Annotated in this window: 14 protein-coding genes; 8 read left to right on the top strand and 6 right to left on the bottom strand. The window is 40.8% G+C overall.

The annotated features are described in order from the left end of the window. Nucleotides 1-79: 79 nt before the first annotated feature. Nucleotides 80-1,732: an acyl-CoA dehydrogenase family protein gene (locus F4W09_RS08340; protein ID WP_151504557.1), complete on the top strand. Its 1,653-nt coding sequence runs from the start codon at nucleotides 80-82 to the stop codon at nucleotides 1,730-1,732. Nucleotides 1,733-2,059: 327 nt separating this feature from the next. Here F4W09_RS08340 and F4W09_RS08335 read toward each other — a convergent pair whose 3' ends face one another. Both F4W09_RS08335 and F4W09_RS08330 read right to left on the bottom strand, forming a co-directional pair. Next, complete coding sequence (locus F4W09_RS08335) at nucleotides 2,060-3,025, bottom strand: MDR family NADP-dependent oxidoreductase (protein ID WP_272482705.1); 966 nt, start codon at nucleotides 3,023-3,025, stop codon at nucleotides 2,060-2,062. Nucleotides 3,026-3,420: 395 nt separating this feature from the next. Continuing rightward, complete coding sequence (locus F4W09_RS08330; protein WP_151504555.1) at nucleotides 3,421-3,861, bottom strand: MarR family winged helix-turn-helix transcriptional regulator; 441 nt, start codon at nucleotides 3,859-3,861, stop codon at nucleotides 3,421-3,423. 252 nt (nucleotides 3,862-4,113) lie between these two features. Between F4W09_RS08330 and F4W09_RS08325 the strand changes: the two genes are divergently transcribed. Further along, nucleotides 4,114-4,314, top strand: a complete 201-nt coding sequence (locus F4W09_RS08325; RefSeq protein ID WP_151504554.1) for a DUF7230 family protein — start codon at nucleotides 4,114-4,116, stop codon at nucleotides 4,312-4,314. Here the strand turns inward: F4W09_RS08325 and ptsP are convergent. Beyond that, nucleotides 4,311-6,608, bottom strand: a complete 2,298-nt coding sequence (gene ptsP, locus F4W09_RS08320) for a phosphoenolpyruvate--protein phosphotransferase (protein ID WP_151504553.1) — start codon at nucleotides 6,606-6,608, stop codon at nucleotides 4,311-4,313. The genes F4W09_RS08325 and ptsP overlap by 4 nt on opposite strands. Nucleotides 6,609-6,691: 83 nt before the next feature. Continuing rightward, nucleotides 6,692-7,174 carry an RNA pyrophosphohydrolase gene (locus tag F4W09_RS08315; protein ID WP_016168296.1) on the bottom strand — a complete coding sequence of 161 codons (483 nt, stop codon included), beginning with the start codon at nucleotides 7,172-7,174 and terminating at the stop codon, nucleotides 6,692-6,694. A gap of 182 nt (nucleotides 7,175-7,356) precedes the next feature. On the opposite strand from F4W09_RS08315, the gene F4W09_RS08310 reads away from it, so the two are divergent. The 3 genes from F4W09_RS08310 to F4W09_RS08300 all read left to right on the top strand — a co-directional run bounded on the left by F4W09_RS08310 (nucleotide 7,357) and on the right by F4W09_RS08300 (nucleotide 8,986). After that, nucleotides 7,357-8,010, top strand: coding sequence for an HAD family hydrolase (locus F4W09_RS08310; protein ID WP_044740105.1), 654 nt, complete (start codon nucleotides 7,357-7,359; stop codon nucleotides 8,008-8,010). Nucleotides 8,011-8,161: 151 nt separating this feature from the next. Continuing rightward, nucleotides 8,162-8,416, top strand: coding sequence for a DUF2789 domain-containing protein (locus F4W09_RS08305; protein WP_016168294.1), 255 nt, complete (start codon nucleotides 8,162-8,164; stop codon nucleotides 8,414-8,416). A 63-nt stretch (nucleotides 8,417-8,479) separates the two neighbouring features. Next, a complete protein-coding gene (locus tag F4W09_RS08300; protein ID WP_151504552.1) occupies nucleotides 8,480-8,986 on the top strand; it encodes a DUF2628 domain-containing protein in 507 nt (168 codons plus the stop codon). Nucleotides 8,987-9,042: 56 nt separating this feature from the next. On the opposite strand, the gene F4W09_RS08295 is transcribed toward F4W09_RS08300, so the two are convergent. After that, entirely contained in the window at nucleotides 9,043-9,900 is an 858-nt protein-coding gene (locus F4W09_RS08295; RefSeq protein WP_151504551.1) for a LysR family transcriptional regulator, read from the bottom strand. A gap of 123 nt (nucleotides 9,901-10,023) precedes the next feature. Further along, entirely contained in the window at nucleotides 10,024-10,266 is a 243-nt protein-coding gene (locus F4W09_RS08290; protein ID WP_016168291.1) for a DUF2061 domain-containing protein, read from the bottom strand. Nucleotides 10,267-10,493: 227 nt separating this feature from the next. On the opposite strand from F4W09_RS08290, the gene leuC reads away from it, so the two are divergent. The 3 genes from leuC to F4W09_RS08275 all read left to right on the top strand — a co-directional run bounded on the left by leuC (nucleotide 10,494) and on the right by F4W09_RS08275 (nucleotide 13,249). Next, on the top strand, nucleotides 10,494-11,912 hold the full coding sequence (gene leuC / locus F4W09_RS08285) for a 3-isopropylmalate dehydratase large subunit (RefSeq protein ID WP_044740102.1): 1,419 nt from the start codon (nucleotides 10,494-10,496) through the stop codon (nucleotides 11,910-11,912). A 21-nt stretch (nucleotides 11,913-11,933) separates the two neighbouring features. Continuing rightward, complete coding sequence (leuD, locus tag F4W09_RS08280; protein ID WP_016168289.1) at nucleotides 11,934-12,584, top strand: 3-isopropylmalate dehydratase small subunit; 651 nt, start codon at nucleotides 11,934-11,936, stop codon at nucleotides 12,582-12,584. A gap of 101 nt (nucleotides 12,585-12,685) precedes the next feature. Then, entirely contained in the window at nucleotides 12,686-13,249 is a 564-nt protein-coding gene (locus F4W09_RS08275; protein ID WP_044740101.1) for a hypothetical protein, read from the top strand. Nucleotides 13,250-13,251: the final 2 nt, after the last annotated feature.

Genomic DNA, 13,251 nt, shown 5'->3' with positions numbered 1-13,251 from the left:
GGCACAAAGCTGAACATATCAAGATGAATTTTTCTCTATACTGAAATGAAAAGCGAACTAGAACAAGAGCAAAGTAGAAATGATCAATACATGGACGACCCATCAAATTAGTAACCAATTTGATGAAAAACAGGACTATGACCTATTTAGCACCGATCAAGTTTTACAAGAAATATTGACTCGGTATGGCAGTCAGGATCAAGCCGCTTTGGCAGAGTTGGGACAAGTCGCTGGCTCGGCAGAATATTATCAATATGCCGATCAAGCTAATCAGCATCCCCCCATTTTACATGCCTTTGACGCACGTGGACGTCGTAAAGACTTTATTGAATTTCATCCCGCGTGGCATCGGTGGATGGCATTAAATCGCAACTATGCACTACATGCTCATCCATTTTTAGTCCAGCAACCTAAAGCGGCATGGGTGGATTGGGCGGCACGTTTTTATCTGAGTGGACAAGTCGAATGTGGCAGTTTGTGTCCCACCGCGATGACGCTCGGCAGTATTCCATTGCTGCAACGTGAGCCTGAACTGTGGGAAAAAATCGGCACTCTGTTGTTAGCAACCGAATACGATGAGCGTGATGTGCCAATCAGTCAGAAAAAATCAATTTGGTTGGGTATGGGCATGACCGAAAAGCAGGGTGGCTCAGATGTACGAGCCAATGAAACCATTGCGATTCCAGTTACAGAGTCGGGGCGTGGTCAAGCCTATTTGCTCACAGGGCATAAGTGGTTTTTCTCTGCCCCCATGTGTGATGCACATTTGGTGGTGGCACAAACCGAGCAGGATGGTTTGGCCTGTTTTTTTGTACCGCGTTGGCTAGAAGATGGCAGTAAAAATGCCATACAGGTACAGCGTTTAAAAGACAAAGTTGGGAACCGTAGTAATTCTAGTTCTGAGGTTGAATTTAAAGAGGCGTGGGGCATTATGGTTGGTGAGGTGGGGCGTGGTATTCCCACCATTATTGAAATGGCAAATTACACTCGACTCACTTGTTCGGTAGGCAGTAGTGCTATGTTGCGGCAAGCTTTGGTGCAATGTCTTGCTTATACCCGACAGCGTAAGGCTTTTGGAAAACATTTGTCTGAACAACCGTTGATGCAAGCCGTTTTAGTCGATGTAGCTTTGGAAACTGAAGCTGCAGTACAACTCGGCTTTCATTTGGCACATTGTTATGAACAAGAAGATGCTTTATCAGTGGCATGGAAAAGAATAATGACACCTGCTGCCAAGTTCTGGATTTGCAAACGTGCGGTGGAACTCTCTGGTGAAATGATGGAGGTTTTTGGTGGCAATGGTTACGTCGATGCAGGAATTATGGCGCGAATTTTTAAAGAAGCACCTGTAAATACCATTTGGGAAGGTTCAGGCAATGTGATGTGCTTAGATGTATTGCGGGCGATTCAACGTGAGCCAGAATCCATGCAGGTGTTGTTGCAGTCTTTCGCGGATGCAAGCCATCAGCAGCCATTATTAAAAACAGAACTACGACAATTGCTACAGTTATTCCAGCAAACGCCTGAGCAACTGCAATTTATGGCTCGTAGTTTGGTAAGTCGATTGGTCATCTTGGCACAAGCCAGTTTATTGCAACAATATGCTCCAACGTTTATTGCAGATGCATTTATTCAATCTCGTTATCAGGCATTTCATGGACGTGTTGTGGGCATGCTTGAAATACAACCGAGCGATGTTGATAAAATTTTGGAGCGCGTGTTGGCGATTTAAAGAGTTGTTATTAGCCTTAATTAGTGCAAAAAGTTTGTTTTTTAATCAAAAATGTAAGCTATAGCGTACAAACAATGAAGGATTTTGCGTATAGGCAACCTTTTTGAAATCACCTATCATGCATTTCATTCAGGAACAGGATGTTCCAGAACATTCACGGATTGAAATGTTCTAAAGCAAGGATCGTTTTGGTGCAACAGGAAGTTATACCGAGCAACGAATATGGAAAAAGCCCGACAGGATGTTGGGCTTTTTTTATTTGCTATATCACCATCTTTTTAAGCAACTAAGCCCTTTAAATCTGAAGTAAATTAAATTCATGTGGAGCTAAAACTTCACAATCAAGGTACTCATCGCCTCTTCATTGAAGTATTGAATTAATGCTTCGGGTAAATGGCTAAAGCCTTCAATCAGATGCACCTGATACGTAATTTTCCCTTGCGTTAAATATTCTGCCATCACTCGATTTGATTCATTCATAAACTCTAAATAAGGACTTAGCATGGTGCCGTGTATGCTTAGGTAGCGATGCTGAATTTGCTTGCAAGAGAGTGCAGGGTGAGAAATTTGATGATGTGTTAATTGCTTATCTAATACAATGACTCGTCCGAAAGGATTCATCTGCGGATAAACCAGTTTTTGCAACGGCTCATCTTTATTATCAAAGAAGATATCGATACCGTCTGGGGTTGCATTGCTTAATTGCGTTGCAGAATGTGAGTTATTCACATGAATGGCTGCATCAAAACCTAATTCATTCACCAAGCGTTGGCATTTTTTATTGGAGTCTGAACAGCCAATAACCCTCAGCCCTTTGGCTTTTGCGAGTTGACCGAGTAATGAACCTAATGTACTTGCCGCATTGGCAATCAGGAGCGTTTCTCCTTCTTTAGGTTGAGCAAGCTTGATTAACCCAATATAGGCTGTAAGCCCAGTAAAATAGAAAAGAGCAAGGATGGCTTCAGCAGGCAGGCTAGAATCGACAATATACATTTCAGAATGGCCCAAAACATATTCATGCCAACCTGTAATTCCCACTACCTGAGCCCCTACAGGAAATTGAGGATTTAAGGACTCAATGACCTCACCTACGCCATAAGATTGAAGACTTTCGCTATATTGCGTAGCGGTAAATGAATTGTAATGTCTTTGGTGTAACCAATAAGGCATGACAGGGTCTAAGCAGATATGCGTCTGCCTAACCAAAAACTCACCCACAATTAAATTTGGTAAAGACAAGGGAACCATATCAAATATATCCATACTCAATTTTCCTTGTGGATATTTAAACAAGCTAAATGCTTGATTCCTTTTTTTATTATTATCCTTTTACAGTTGCTTTCTTCGGATTGATATTGCACGGATTAAGCCAAAGCATTGGATAAAAAAGATTGTTAATCTATTGTTCTTGTTGATACCTGCTTAAAGGATTAAATAGCTTTAACGCTCATTCTTTTTATTGATTGGATGAGGCCTTTATCCTGTCTGTTTTTTCCTTAGAACGTTGGGTGATTAAGGTGGTATCCAAGCTGAATGACCCAACGACAGGGTTGATGAATAGATTGACGAATTTTCAGTATTTTTAAAGCCGAAAAGTTTGTCAGAGGGTGTAGATAAATTCATGTGCTAGATTGATTTTAAAATGTACAGCGATTGTATTTCAATCTGAATTTGATCCATTTTCTGTATTATTGTTCTTTCAATTGAGCACGTAAGTGGTTGAGTTCATCACGTAACTGACTCACTTGGTCGGGTGCACATTGAATGGCTGCCAGAATCTGTTCAGGAATAGGCATGACGGCTTGTTTTAAAGCACGTCCTTCAGTTGTTAGATAAATCAGGACACGTCGTTCATCTTCAACCGAGCGTTTACGTTCAATAAAACCCAAACTTTCTAGCCGTTTTAATAAAGGGGTAAGGGTAGAAGATTCTAAAAAAATCCGCTGTCCAATTTCTGAAACAGTCAGTTGATCTTGCTCCCATAAAATCAGCATCACCAAATATTGTGGGTAGGTGATGCCATGAGGTTGTAATAATTTTCGATAGTACTGATTCAGCGCAAGATGAGTTGAATATAAAGCAAAACAAAGTTGATTATCGAGCTTTAATAACTCCTCTTGATTTGACATTTGGCGATACCAATCTATGAAATGATTTCTATTATAACTTTAAGCCAGCATGGCCGACATAGCTATCTGCACATTCAGATGCTTAGGCGAAATTTTAATGAGATTATTTCTATTGAGGTTATGGGTGTGGAACGCTAAGAAAGGCGTCTATTTTCACCTAAATTTGCTTGTAAAATAGTCAGAAAAGCGTATGATCATTTTCCTGCTATAAATGCAGAAAAATTGAAAAGTCTGTATCCAAAAGGTGAAAAAATGGCCAAACAGAAACGACAAGCAGAACTTGTCATACATAACTTTGTGGCAAAACACATGCATGAAGTCAACAAAAGCCAAGTTTTTGTAGATCGAAAGAAAAATGCAAAACGAGGTTATAGCAAACATAAGCAAGGGCGATATTCTGAAGATTATCGCTCTTTTTTATTGCCACTCTTTACGGCAGGATTAGTGTATTAGGCACCTACAATACGGGTACTCGATTTCACCATATCGGCTAAACCGTGAGTTTTGAAATAATATTCCATCCAGCTTTTCACCATCAGTGGATTACTCATTTTTAAAACACGATCGAGTTGTTCTTGAGCATCCGACATCGGAACATGACAAATCGCTTTACGGACACGTAAGATGTTACTTGAACTCATCGACAGCGTATTAAAGCCCATTGCCATGAGCAGAACGGCAGACAGCGGATCGCCAGCCATTTCACCACAAATACTGATAGGCTTATTGTATTTATGGCACTCTTGGACTAAACGCGTCAAAGCTCTTAAAATCGAAGGATGAAAGTGCGAGTAGACATTGGCAACACGAGGATTATTACGGTCAACTGCCAATAAATATTGGGTTAAGTCATTCGAGCCAACCGAAAAGAAATCCACTAATTCCGCAAATTCTTCAATTTGTAGTAGTACACTCGGTACTTCAACCATAATACCAATTTTCGGTTTATTGATTTTAACCTGTTCTTCTTCTTGTACGGCTTGCCAGTCACGATCGAGTAAGTATAGGGCTTCCTCGACTTCACTGACACTGGTCACCATTGGCAATAAAATATGCAGATTATTTAGCCCAATGCTGGCTTTGAGCATGGCACGAATTTGTGAAGAAAAAATTTCAGGATGATCTAAGGTAAAACGGATACCTCGCCAGCCTAAAGCAGAGTTTTCTTCTTCAATCGAGAAGTAAGGTAAATCTTTATCCGCACCAATATCGAGGGTACGCATCACCACAGGCTTGTTGGCAAAGTGGCTGAGCTGCTGGCGGTAGATGGCACGTTGTTCCTCTTCTCCAGGGAAGCGATCACGGAGCATAAAGGGAATTTCAGAGCGATATAAACCTACGCCTTTGGCACCACGTTGTACACCACGCACTACATCAATCATCAGACCTGTATTCACATAAAGAGGTACAGCAACACCATCAGGCGTCATCGCATCTTTGGTCTCATATTGTTTGAGATCTTTGGCAATTTGCTCTTCTTCTTTTTGAATTTCTTTATAGCGGGTACGTAAACGACGTGGCGGATTAATAAATACACGACCCTGATGTGCATCGACTATCATTTCAGCATCATCAAGGGTATTAATTGGTAGTTCAGTTACCCCAACTACGGTTGGAATTCCCAGTGCACGTGCCACAATAACCATGTGTGAATTCATGGCCCCTTCACTGGTTACGATAGCCGCAATTTTGTCGACAGGTAGTTCAACCAGTGCAGCGGTCGAGATTTCCTCACCAATTAAGATGCTTTCATCTGTCAGTTCACGGTGGCTAGAATCGGCTTCTTGTAAAAATGCCAAAATACGTCGGCCTAAATCTTTCAGATCCGCCACACGTTCACGTAAATAGTCATCTTCCATTTGTGCAAATAGCGCAATATGGTTTTCAATGACAATACGGACGGCACCTTGTGCCCAATTACCATCACGAATTTCCGATTTAATTTCAGCAGGAAGGGCATTTTCGTCCAACATGCGCAAGAATACGCTAAACAATGCACGTTCTTCTGCCATTAAAGCGTCTTGCATTTTATCATCTAGCGATTGAATTTCTTCTCGAACAGATTTGAGTGCGCTATCCAGTAAAGCCAATTCTTCGCTGATGTCATCTGCTTCACGGTCAGGTACTGCCGATAAATCGGCAGGAGGATATAAAATGACAGCACGACCTAAGGCAATTCCGCCCGAACCTGACACCCCTTGGAAGGTTTTGTAAGCAGGCAGGTTGCTTGGTTTACGAAAGACATCAATATTGCCAACAGCATGTGCGTGTGCGATTACGCCTGAAAGCTGCGCACAGAGTGTGACAAGAAAGGATTCAGCCGCTTCACTAAAATCTTGCTTATCTTTATTTTGGACCACCAAGACACCCATCACTTTGCGGCGGTACATGACAGGTACACCAAGGAAAGAATTATAGATTTCTTCCCCAGTTTCTGGCAGGTACATAAAGCGTTCATGCTTGGGTGCATCATCTAAGTTGACGATTTCTTCACGTTGTCCCACCAGACCCACCAAACCTTCACCTGTATGTAAGGAGACATGTCCAACAGATTCTGGGTTTAGACCTTTAGAGGCCATGAGTAGGTAACGTTGGTTACGTTCATCTAAAAGGTAGATTGAGCAGACATCTACATGCATTGCTTCAGCGACCTGATTGACCATAATGTCGAGTGATTCATGCATACTGGTGGACGCATTGATTTCTTGAACAATACGTCTAAGGGTATCCAGTTGCATGTTCGACATAGAGTCTGCTCCCAAAAAAAGTGTAAATTAGTTTTATTTATAGCAATAGTGTCTTAAAAAATCTGCATATTTATACAATTTTTTTAAGGTTTTTTAATGGGTAATTGATTGCACAATTCCACCATAGCTTTACGATAAACATCTCGCTTGAAATTCACCACCTGTCCTAAAGGATACCAATAGCTAACCCATTGCCATTGGTCGAACTCAGGTGGATCGGACAAATTCAATTGAATATGCTGTACCGAAGCGGTTAACTTGAGTAAAAACCACTTTTGTTTTTGACCTATACACACGGGGTCTGAATCCGCACGTATATACCGATGTGGCAAACGATAGCGCAACCACCCTTTAGTTTGCGCTATGATTTCGACGTGTTCGGGCAGTAAGCCAACTTCTTCTCTCAGCTCACGATAAAGTGCCTGTTCAGGGGTTTCTCCATATTGGATACCTCCTTGTGGAAATTGCCAAGCATTGTGTCCAATGCGTTTTGCCCATAAAACCTGTCCAAAGTCGTTTGCCAAAATGATCCCGACATTGGGTCGGAAACCTTCAGAGTCGATCATTTGGCTACCTAAATTTTGTGTAATATTGTGGCTTCGCGTTCGGGGAGTGTTATTTCTTTATCCAACTCGAACTAAAACAAAGCTAAAATGTTAAAATTGCTATGATCTTAACGAATTTCTATCGACTAGCGGAGATAGATTTACAATTTTTTTCTTAAATTTCAGTTTTTACGAGTATTTTCATGAAATTGGCGCTATTTGATCTCGATCACACCTTACTGAATACCGATTCAGATCATTCTTGGGGAGAGTTTTTAGTCAATGAAGGACTGGTCGACCCCATCCGCCATCGTCAAATGAACGACAAATTTTATGAAGACTATAAGGCAGGGCAATTAGACCCGATAGCTTACAATGAATTTGTATTTGAATTTTTGACCCAGCATGACAACCAGTATTTAACCGAATTACATGAATTGTTCATGCAGAAAGTGATTCGTCCTCAAATGCGCCCTGAGGGTTTCACTGCTATTGAAAAGCATCGTGAAGCAGGCCATGCCTTGGTCGGAATTACTGCCACTTCAGATTTTATTACTGCACCGATTTTTCGTGAATTTGGTATTACTGAAATTATTGCCACCAATGCAGAAGTAGTTGATGGGAAGTACACAGGTAAAGTGATTAATATTCCTTGCTACCAAAAAGGCAAATTGGCGCGTCTAGATTTATGGTTGGCAGGTCGTGAGGTGAGTGAGTCTTGGGCTTATTCAGACTCCATCAATGACCGTTTTTTATTGGAATATGCAGACCACGCCATTGCCGTCAATCCAGATGATCGCTTAGAAGTCTTGGCGAAAGAACAGGGTTGGGATATTCAAGACTGGTCGATTGTCTAAATCATTATCATCAGACATTGATGCTAAACAGCAGCGGTTGACTGAAATCTGCCTCTGCTTTTTTTGTATTCATGTTAAAGATATTTAACAGTTTTAAGCTGTTTAAGTTGTTATGCTGGTCTAGAAAATAAGAAAATTTAAGGACATGAACATGAATCAAGTTCGACCAAGAATGACACATTTATTTGAACAACTCGGTTTAGATGCGAGTGAAGACGCAATAGCGTTATTTATAGTGACCCATCAACTAAATGCACAGACACATATTGTACAGGCAGATTATTGGAGCGAAGCGCAACGTCAATTTTTAGAAGAAAAAATTCAGTCTGATGGCGAATGGGCGATTGTCGTGGATCAGTTGAATGAATCCTTGCATGAAGAGTCGGTGATAAAAAATAAGATATAATTAAGTTGTGGCGATGAAAATTCTTTACGCCACACAATAAATGAATAAATTAAGAAGAAACATATGTCTTTAGATCAACAATTTGTTTTACCCTCGGCATCCTTAGATAATTCGAATTCAATCTATCAACTCGAGCAAGATCGAGCCATGTTTGTTGGTGCGAAATATCAATCTTATTATCAAAAACAATTTGAAAAAATCACCCCAAAGAAACAGTATGCAGGTTTTAATATTGCGGCCTTTTTCTTGGGAGTGATTTGGTTATTTTACCGAAAAATGTATAGCTATGGCTTTATGGCAATCGCTTTGATTCTTGTGATTGGGGTGATCGAAACACTCTTGGGGATTGAAGGTTCTGGTTCAACGATTGGCTTAAGTGTGGCATTCGGTATGTTTGGAAATACTTTGTATAAGTATTATGTGGATAAGCAGATTGCCAAGATACGACAGTCGGGTAATGCTGACATCAGCACCGAATTAGAAAACCGTGGTGGAACCAATTTGATTGCTGGTTTAATTCTGTTTTTGATTGTACTGGGACTGATTGCGCTTCAAATCTTTGCATCTTAAGACAGGGTTAAGATAAAAAGCCATCCTTAAAGATGGCTTTTTATCATTTTAGAATTTTATTTCATCATTTCAATCAGTTCTAACACTGCTTTTGACTGTGTCCGCCCAGGGTGCCAAACCATACCCAATTGACGATTCATTTCAAAACGAATGTCGAGTTGCTGCAAATCTTGATTGAGCAAGGTTTGTGGTAAGACTGACCAGCCTAGACCAATTGAAACCAACATTCGAATAGATTCTAGCGGGTTATTACTCATGGTAATTTGGGGCTTTAACCCCTGTTTTTCAAATTCAGCCAAGGTTATTTGGCTAGTATAAGTTTGGGCAGAGGGCAAAAGACTCGGATAAGCAATCAAATCTTCCAATTTCAGATTTTTCTTTTGAGCCAAAGGATGAAAGGGGGCAGCAACAAACACCAGAGGATCATTCCAAATGGTGACATAATTGAGTCGATCATCACCTTGTGGAGGCAGTGTCAGAAAAGCCAGTTCTAAATCACCTGCAAGGACTTGTTCATGTGCTTGTTCAGAATCGACAAAATGTACGTCTAAGGTGACTTGTGGAAATTGTTGTACATAATTGCGTAAATGATGAGGGAGATGATGCAGACCAATATGGTGACTGGTGCCAATCTTGAGTTTACCTTGTACCTGTCCTTGTTCATGGCTCAGGGTATGGTGAATATCGCCGAGTTCATTTAGCCAGTTTTTAACTTTCGGTAATAAAGAATGTGCGGCATGGGTCGCTTGAACGCCACGTCCTGCCGATTCAAATAATTTCACCCCAAAATAATCTTCTAAACTATGAATACGTTTGGTGACCGCAGGTTGGGTAATGAACAGTTGGTCTGCTGCCAAAGAAATTGAACCTGTTTCCATGACTTTTACAAATGCTTCAAAGGCAGCCAGATTCATAGAAATAATCCATAAAGTTTTTTTATATGTAATCTATTATTTAGAAACTTTTAGAATTTATCAAATAAAAAAAGCACCCGTAGTCCGAGTGCAAAGAGGGAAGCATGCTCAAGTTCATATAAATTAGACTGAATTTTTTGGAACTAGTGTGCTTTGATCGTCACTTTTATCCCAGACTTTTTCGTGGAAGAAAAAGGCAAATGCTTGAACCGTTGGTTCGAGTAAACTTAAAGTGATGGCCATTATCAGGCTACCAGTCACAAAGTATCCGACCAACATCGCGACACTTATATGCATAATGTAGTAACTAAGAGTTTTCTTTAAAGTGCGTTGATTGTGTTGAATAAAATGATAAAGATGTGCCATAAGTCGTGCCTTGAGCTGCGAGGTTTGTTTGAATGATAATGATATTTATTAAATCAGTAAAAACGAATATATTTTTTAAATTAATCGAATAATCAGATGATGAGTCGACATTTAAATTATTCCAAAAAGTTTTTAAATTTATAAAAATGATAAATTAGATTTATATTATTTCAGCGTTATAATCACCTAAAGTAAAGCAATTACCCAGTTCTATGGAGCGCGTCGACATGGCAGGCAAAACCTTATATGACAAATTGTGGGATGACCACTTAGTAAAACAACGTGATGATGGTTCGTGCTTACTTTATATCGACCGTCATTTATTGCATGAAGTGACTTCACCGCAAGCCTTTGAAGGTTTACAACTTGCTGGGCGTCAACCTTGGCGTTTAAGTGCGAATGTCGCGACTCCTGATCATAATGTACCGACCTCAAAGAAAGAGCGTGAGCAAGGTATTGCAGGGATTGAAGATGACACTTCACGTATTCAAGTGCAAACTTTGGATGACAACTGTGAAGCCTTCAATATTGTTGAATTTAAAATTAATGATATCCGTCAAGGGATTGCACATGTCGTTGGACCCGAACAAGGTTTAACTTTGCCGGGCATGACCGTGGTATGTGGAGATTCACATACGGCAACACATGGTGCTTTTGGCTGTTTGGCGCATGGGATTGGCACTTCAGAAGTTGAACATGTATTGGCAACCCAATGCTTGGTTCAAAAGAAAATGAAGAACATGTTGGTTCGCGTGGATGGTACTTTAGGCCAAGGTGTTACACCAAAAGATGTGGTGTTAGCGATCATTGGTAAAATTGGCACAGCGGGTGGTACAGGTCATGCGATTGAATTTGGTGGTCAGGTATTCCGTGACATGTCGATTGAAGGCCGTATGACCGTGTGTAACATGGCGATTGAGGCGGGTGCACGTGTGGGTATGGTTGCTGTTGATGACAAAACCATTGCCTATGTGAAAGACCGTCCTTATGCACCAAAAGCGGAACAGTGGGATGCTGCGGTTGAGTATTGGAATACTTTACATTCTGATCCCGATGCTGAATTTGATACCGTCGTGGTATTGCAAGGCGAAGAGATTGAGCCACAAGTGTCTTGGGGAACTTCTCCAGAAATGGTGATTCCAGTATCACAAGCGGTACCAACTTTGGCACAAGCGAAAGATGACGTGCAGCGCAATGACTGGACACGTGCTTATAACTACATGGGCTTAGAAGCGGGTCAAGCATTGTCTGATATTCAATTGGATCGTGTATTTATTGGTTCATGCACCAATTCACGAATTGAAGACATTCGTGCAGCGGCAGAAGTGGTAAAAGGTCGTAAAGTTGCTGCTAGCATTAAACAAGCGATGGTGGTTCCGGGTTCTGGTTTAGTCAAAAAACAAGCTGAAGAAGAAGGTTTAGATCAGGTTTTTCTTGAGGCAGGTTTTGAATGGCGTGAACCAGGTTGCTCAATGTGTTTGGCGATGAATGCAGATAAATTACAGCCAGGTGAACATTGTGCTTCGACTTCAAACCGAAACTTTGAAGGTCGTCAGGGCAATGGTGGGCGCACGCATTTGGTGAGTCCAGCAATGGCAGCCGCTGCGGCAATTGCAGGTCATTTTGTTGATGTTCGTACATTCTAATTGGACTAAGGGGAGCAAAACATGAAAGCTTATACCGTTGAACAAGGTATTGTTGCACCATTAGACCGTGCCAATGTCGATACAGATTTAATTATTCCAAAGCAGTTTTTAAAATCAATTAAACGCACAGGTTTTGGTGATAATTTATTTGATGAATTACGCTATTTAGATGAAGGTTATCCAGGACAAGACAATTCAAAACGTCCGAAAAACCCAGATTTCATCTTAAATCAACCACGTTATCAAGGTGCATCGGTTCTTATTTCACGTGCCAATTTTGGTTGTGGCTCAAGCCGTGAGCATGCACCTTGGGCATTGGAAGAATATGGTTTCCGTACCGTGATCGCACCAAGTTATGCTGACATTTTCTTTAATAACAGCTTTAAAAATGGCATGTTACCTGTGATTCTCTCTGAAGAGATTGTGGATCAGTTATTTAAAGAATGTTTTGCGACCGAAGGCTACCAGCTCACGATTGATTTAGATGCACAAGAAGTTCGTACACCTTCAGGTGAAGCGTTCAAATTTGAAGTTGATCCTTTCCGTAAGCATTGCTTATTGAATGGTTTGGATGACATTGGTTTAACTTTACAAGCACAAGAGGACATCCGTGCTTATGAAGCGAAAACTAAACAATCACGACCTTGGGTTTTTCAAGAAATTCAAGGCTAAAGGTTGCATATTTAGTCATGACAACACCGCCCAACTCTTGCTAACATCAGGGGCATCATCAACATGATAAATGCTTTATTACGCAAGGTTGGGCTAGCAAAATGACGAAAGTTTTCGGTCAATGTGTCGTTGCGGGATTGTTGTGCAGCGCACTGAGTGCATGTCAGTGGGTAGATAGTGCACGTATTAAGCAAGTGGAATATACCGAAAGCCCATCATCAAATGCTTTGATTTATTGTTCTGGAACACACAATTGTGAATTCGAGCGTTTAGGCAATATTTTTATTGTCGATGAGCGAACCCATCGGGTCAATCCTGAGGCAATTAATAAAGGTCTAGTGCGTTTGCAGGCAAAAACCTTGAATAAGCCGAATGCTTTATATTTATCTGCACCTGCGAAACAACAAGAGTTGGTGATTCGATTTTATCCGATTTCACCCGATCGGGCAGAAACTTTACATGTGATTCATGCCTTTAAAGCCAAACAAACTTATACCTTTAAAATGTATCGCGATCGGACTCGGCAACATGTCAGTTTATTAAATGCTTCTGCTCCAGATCCGCTGTGTGTCGATTTGCAGCAAGAACAAAAAACAATTCGTCGCTTTTGCAGACCCTATGACCCGCAAACAGGGTTAGGTGAGTTTGTAGAGCAAAAAATTTAATC

Origin of the sequence: Acinetobacter tandoii (genome assembly GCF_008867985.1) — a bacterium.
Classification (GTDB): Bacteria; Pseudomonadota; Gammaproteobacteria; order Pseudomonadales; family Moraxellaceae; genus Acinetobacter; species Acinetobacter tandoii.
The sequence above is the reverse complement of the archived record's forward strand: the minus strand, read 5'-3'. Positions and strand labels throughout refer to the sequence as shown.

What these genes read in the sequence shown, in the direction of transcription:
- F4W09_RS08340 (WP_151504557.1), top strand. Translation starts at nt 80, where the DNA reads ATGATCAATACATGGACGACCCATCAAATTAGTAACCAATTTGATGAA.
- F4W09_RS08330 (WP_151504555.1), bottom strand. Translation starts at nt 3,861, where the DNA reads ATGTCAAATCAAGAGGAGTTATTAAAGCTCGATAATCAACTTTGTTTT.
- F4W09_RS08325 (WP_151504554.1), top strand. Translation starts at nt 4,114, where the DNA reads ATGGCCAAACAGAAACGACAAGCAGAACTTGTCATACATAACTTTGTG.
- ptsP (WP_151504553.1), bottom strand. Translation starts at nt 6,608, where the DNA reads ATGTCGAACATGCAACTGGATACCCTTAGACGTATTGTTCAAGAAATC.
- F4W09_RS08315 (WP_016168296.1), bottom strand. Translation starts at nt 7,174, where the DNA reads ATGATCGACTCTGAAGGTTTCCGACCCAATGTCGGGATCATTTTGGCA.
- F4W09_RS08310 (WP_044740105.1), top strand. Translation starts at nt 7,357, where the DNA reads ATGAAATTGGCGCTATTTGATCTCGATCACACCTTACTGAATACCGAT.
- F4W09_RS08305 (WP_016168294.1), top strand. Translation starts at nt 8,162, where the DNA reads ATGAATCAAGTTCGACCAAGAATGACACATTTATTTGAACAACTCGGT.
- F4W09_RS08300 (WP_151504552.1), top strand. Translation starts at nt 8,480, where the DNA reads ATGTCTTTAGATCAACAATTTGTTTTACCCTCGGCATCCTTAGATAAT.
- F4W09_RS08295 (WP_151504551.1), bottom strand. Translation starts at nt 9,900, where the DNA reads ATGAATCTGGCTGCCTTTGAAGCATTTGTAAAAGTCATGGAAACAGGT.
- F4W09_RS08290 (WP_016168291.1), bottom strand. Translation starts at nt 10,266, where the DNA reads ATGGCACATCTTTATCATTTTATTCAACACAATCAACGCACTTTAAAG.
- leuC (WP_044740102.1), top strand. Translation starts at nt 10,494, where the DNA reads ATGGCAGGCAAAACCTTATATGACAAATTGTGGGATGACCACTTAGTA.
- leuD (WP_016168289.1), top strand. Translation starts at nt 11,934, where the DNA reads ATGAAAGCTTATACCGTTGAACAAGGTATTGTTGCACCATTAGACCGT.
- F4W09_RS08275 (WP_044740101.1), top strand. Translation starts at nt 12,686, where the DNA reads ATGACGAAAGTTTTCGGTCAATGTGTCGTTGCGGGATTGTTGTGCAGC.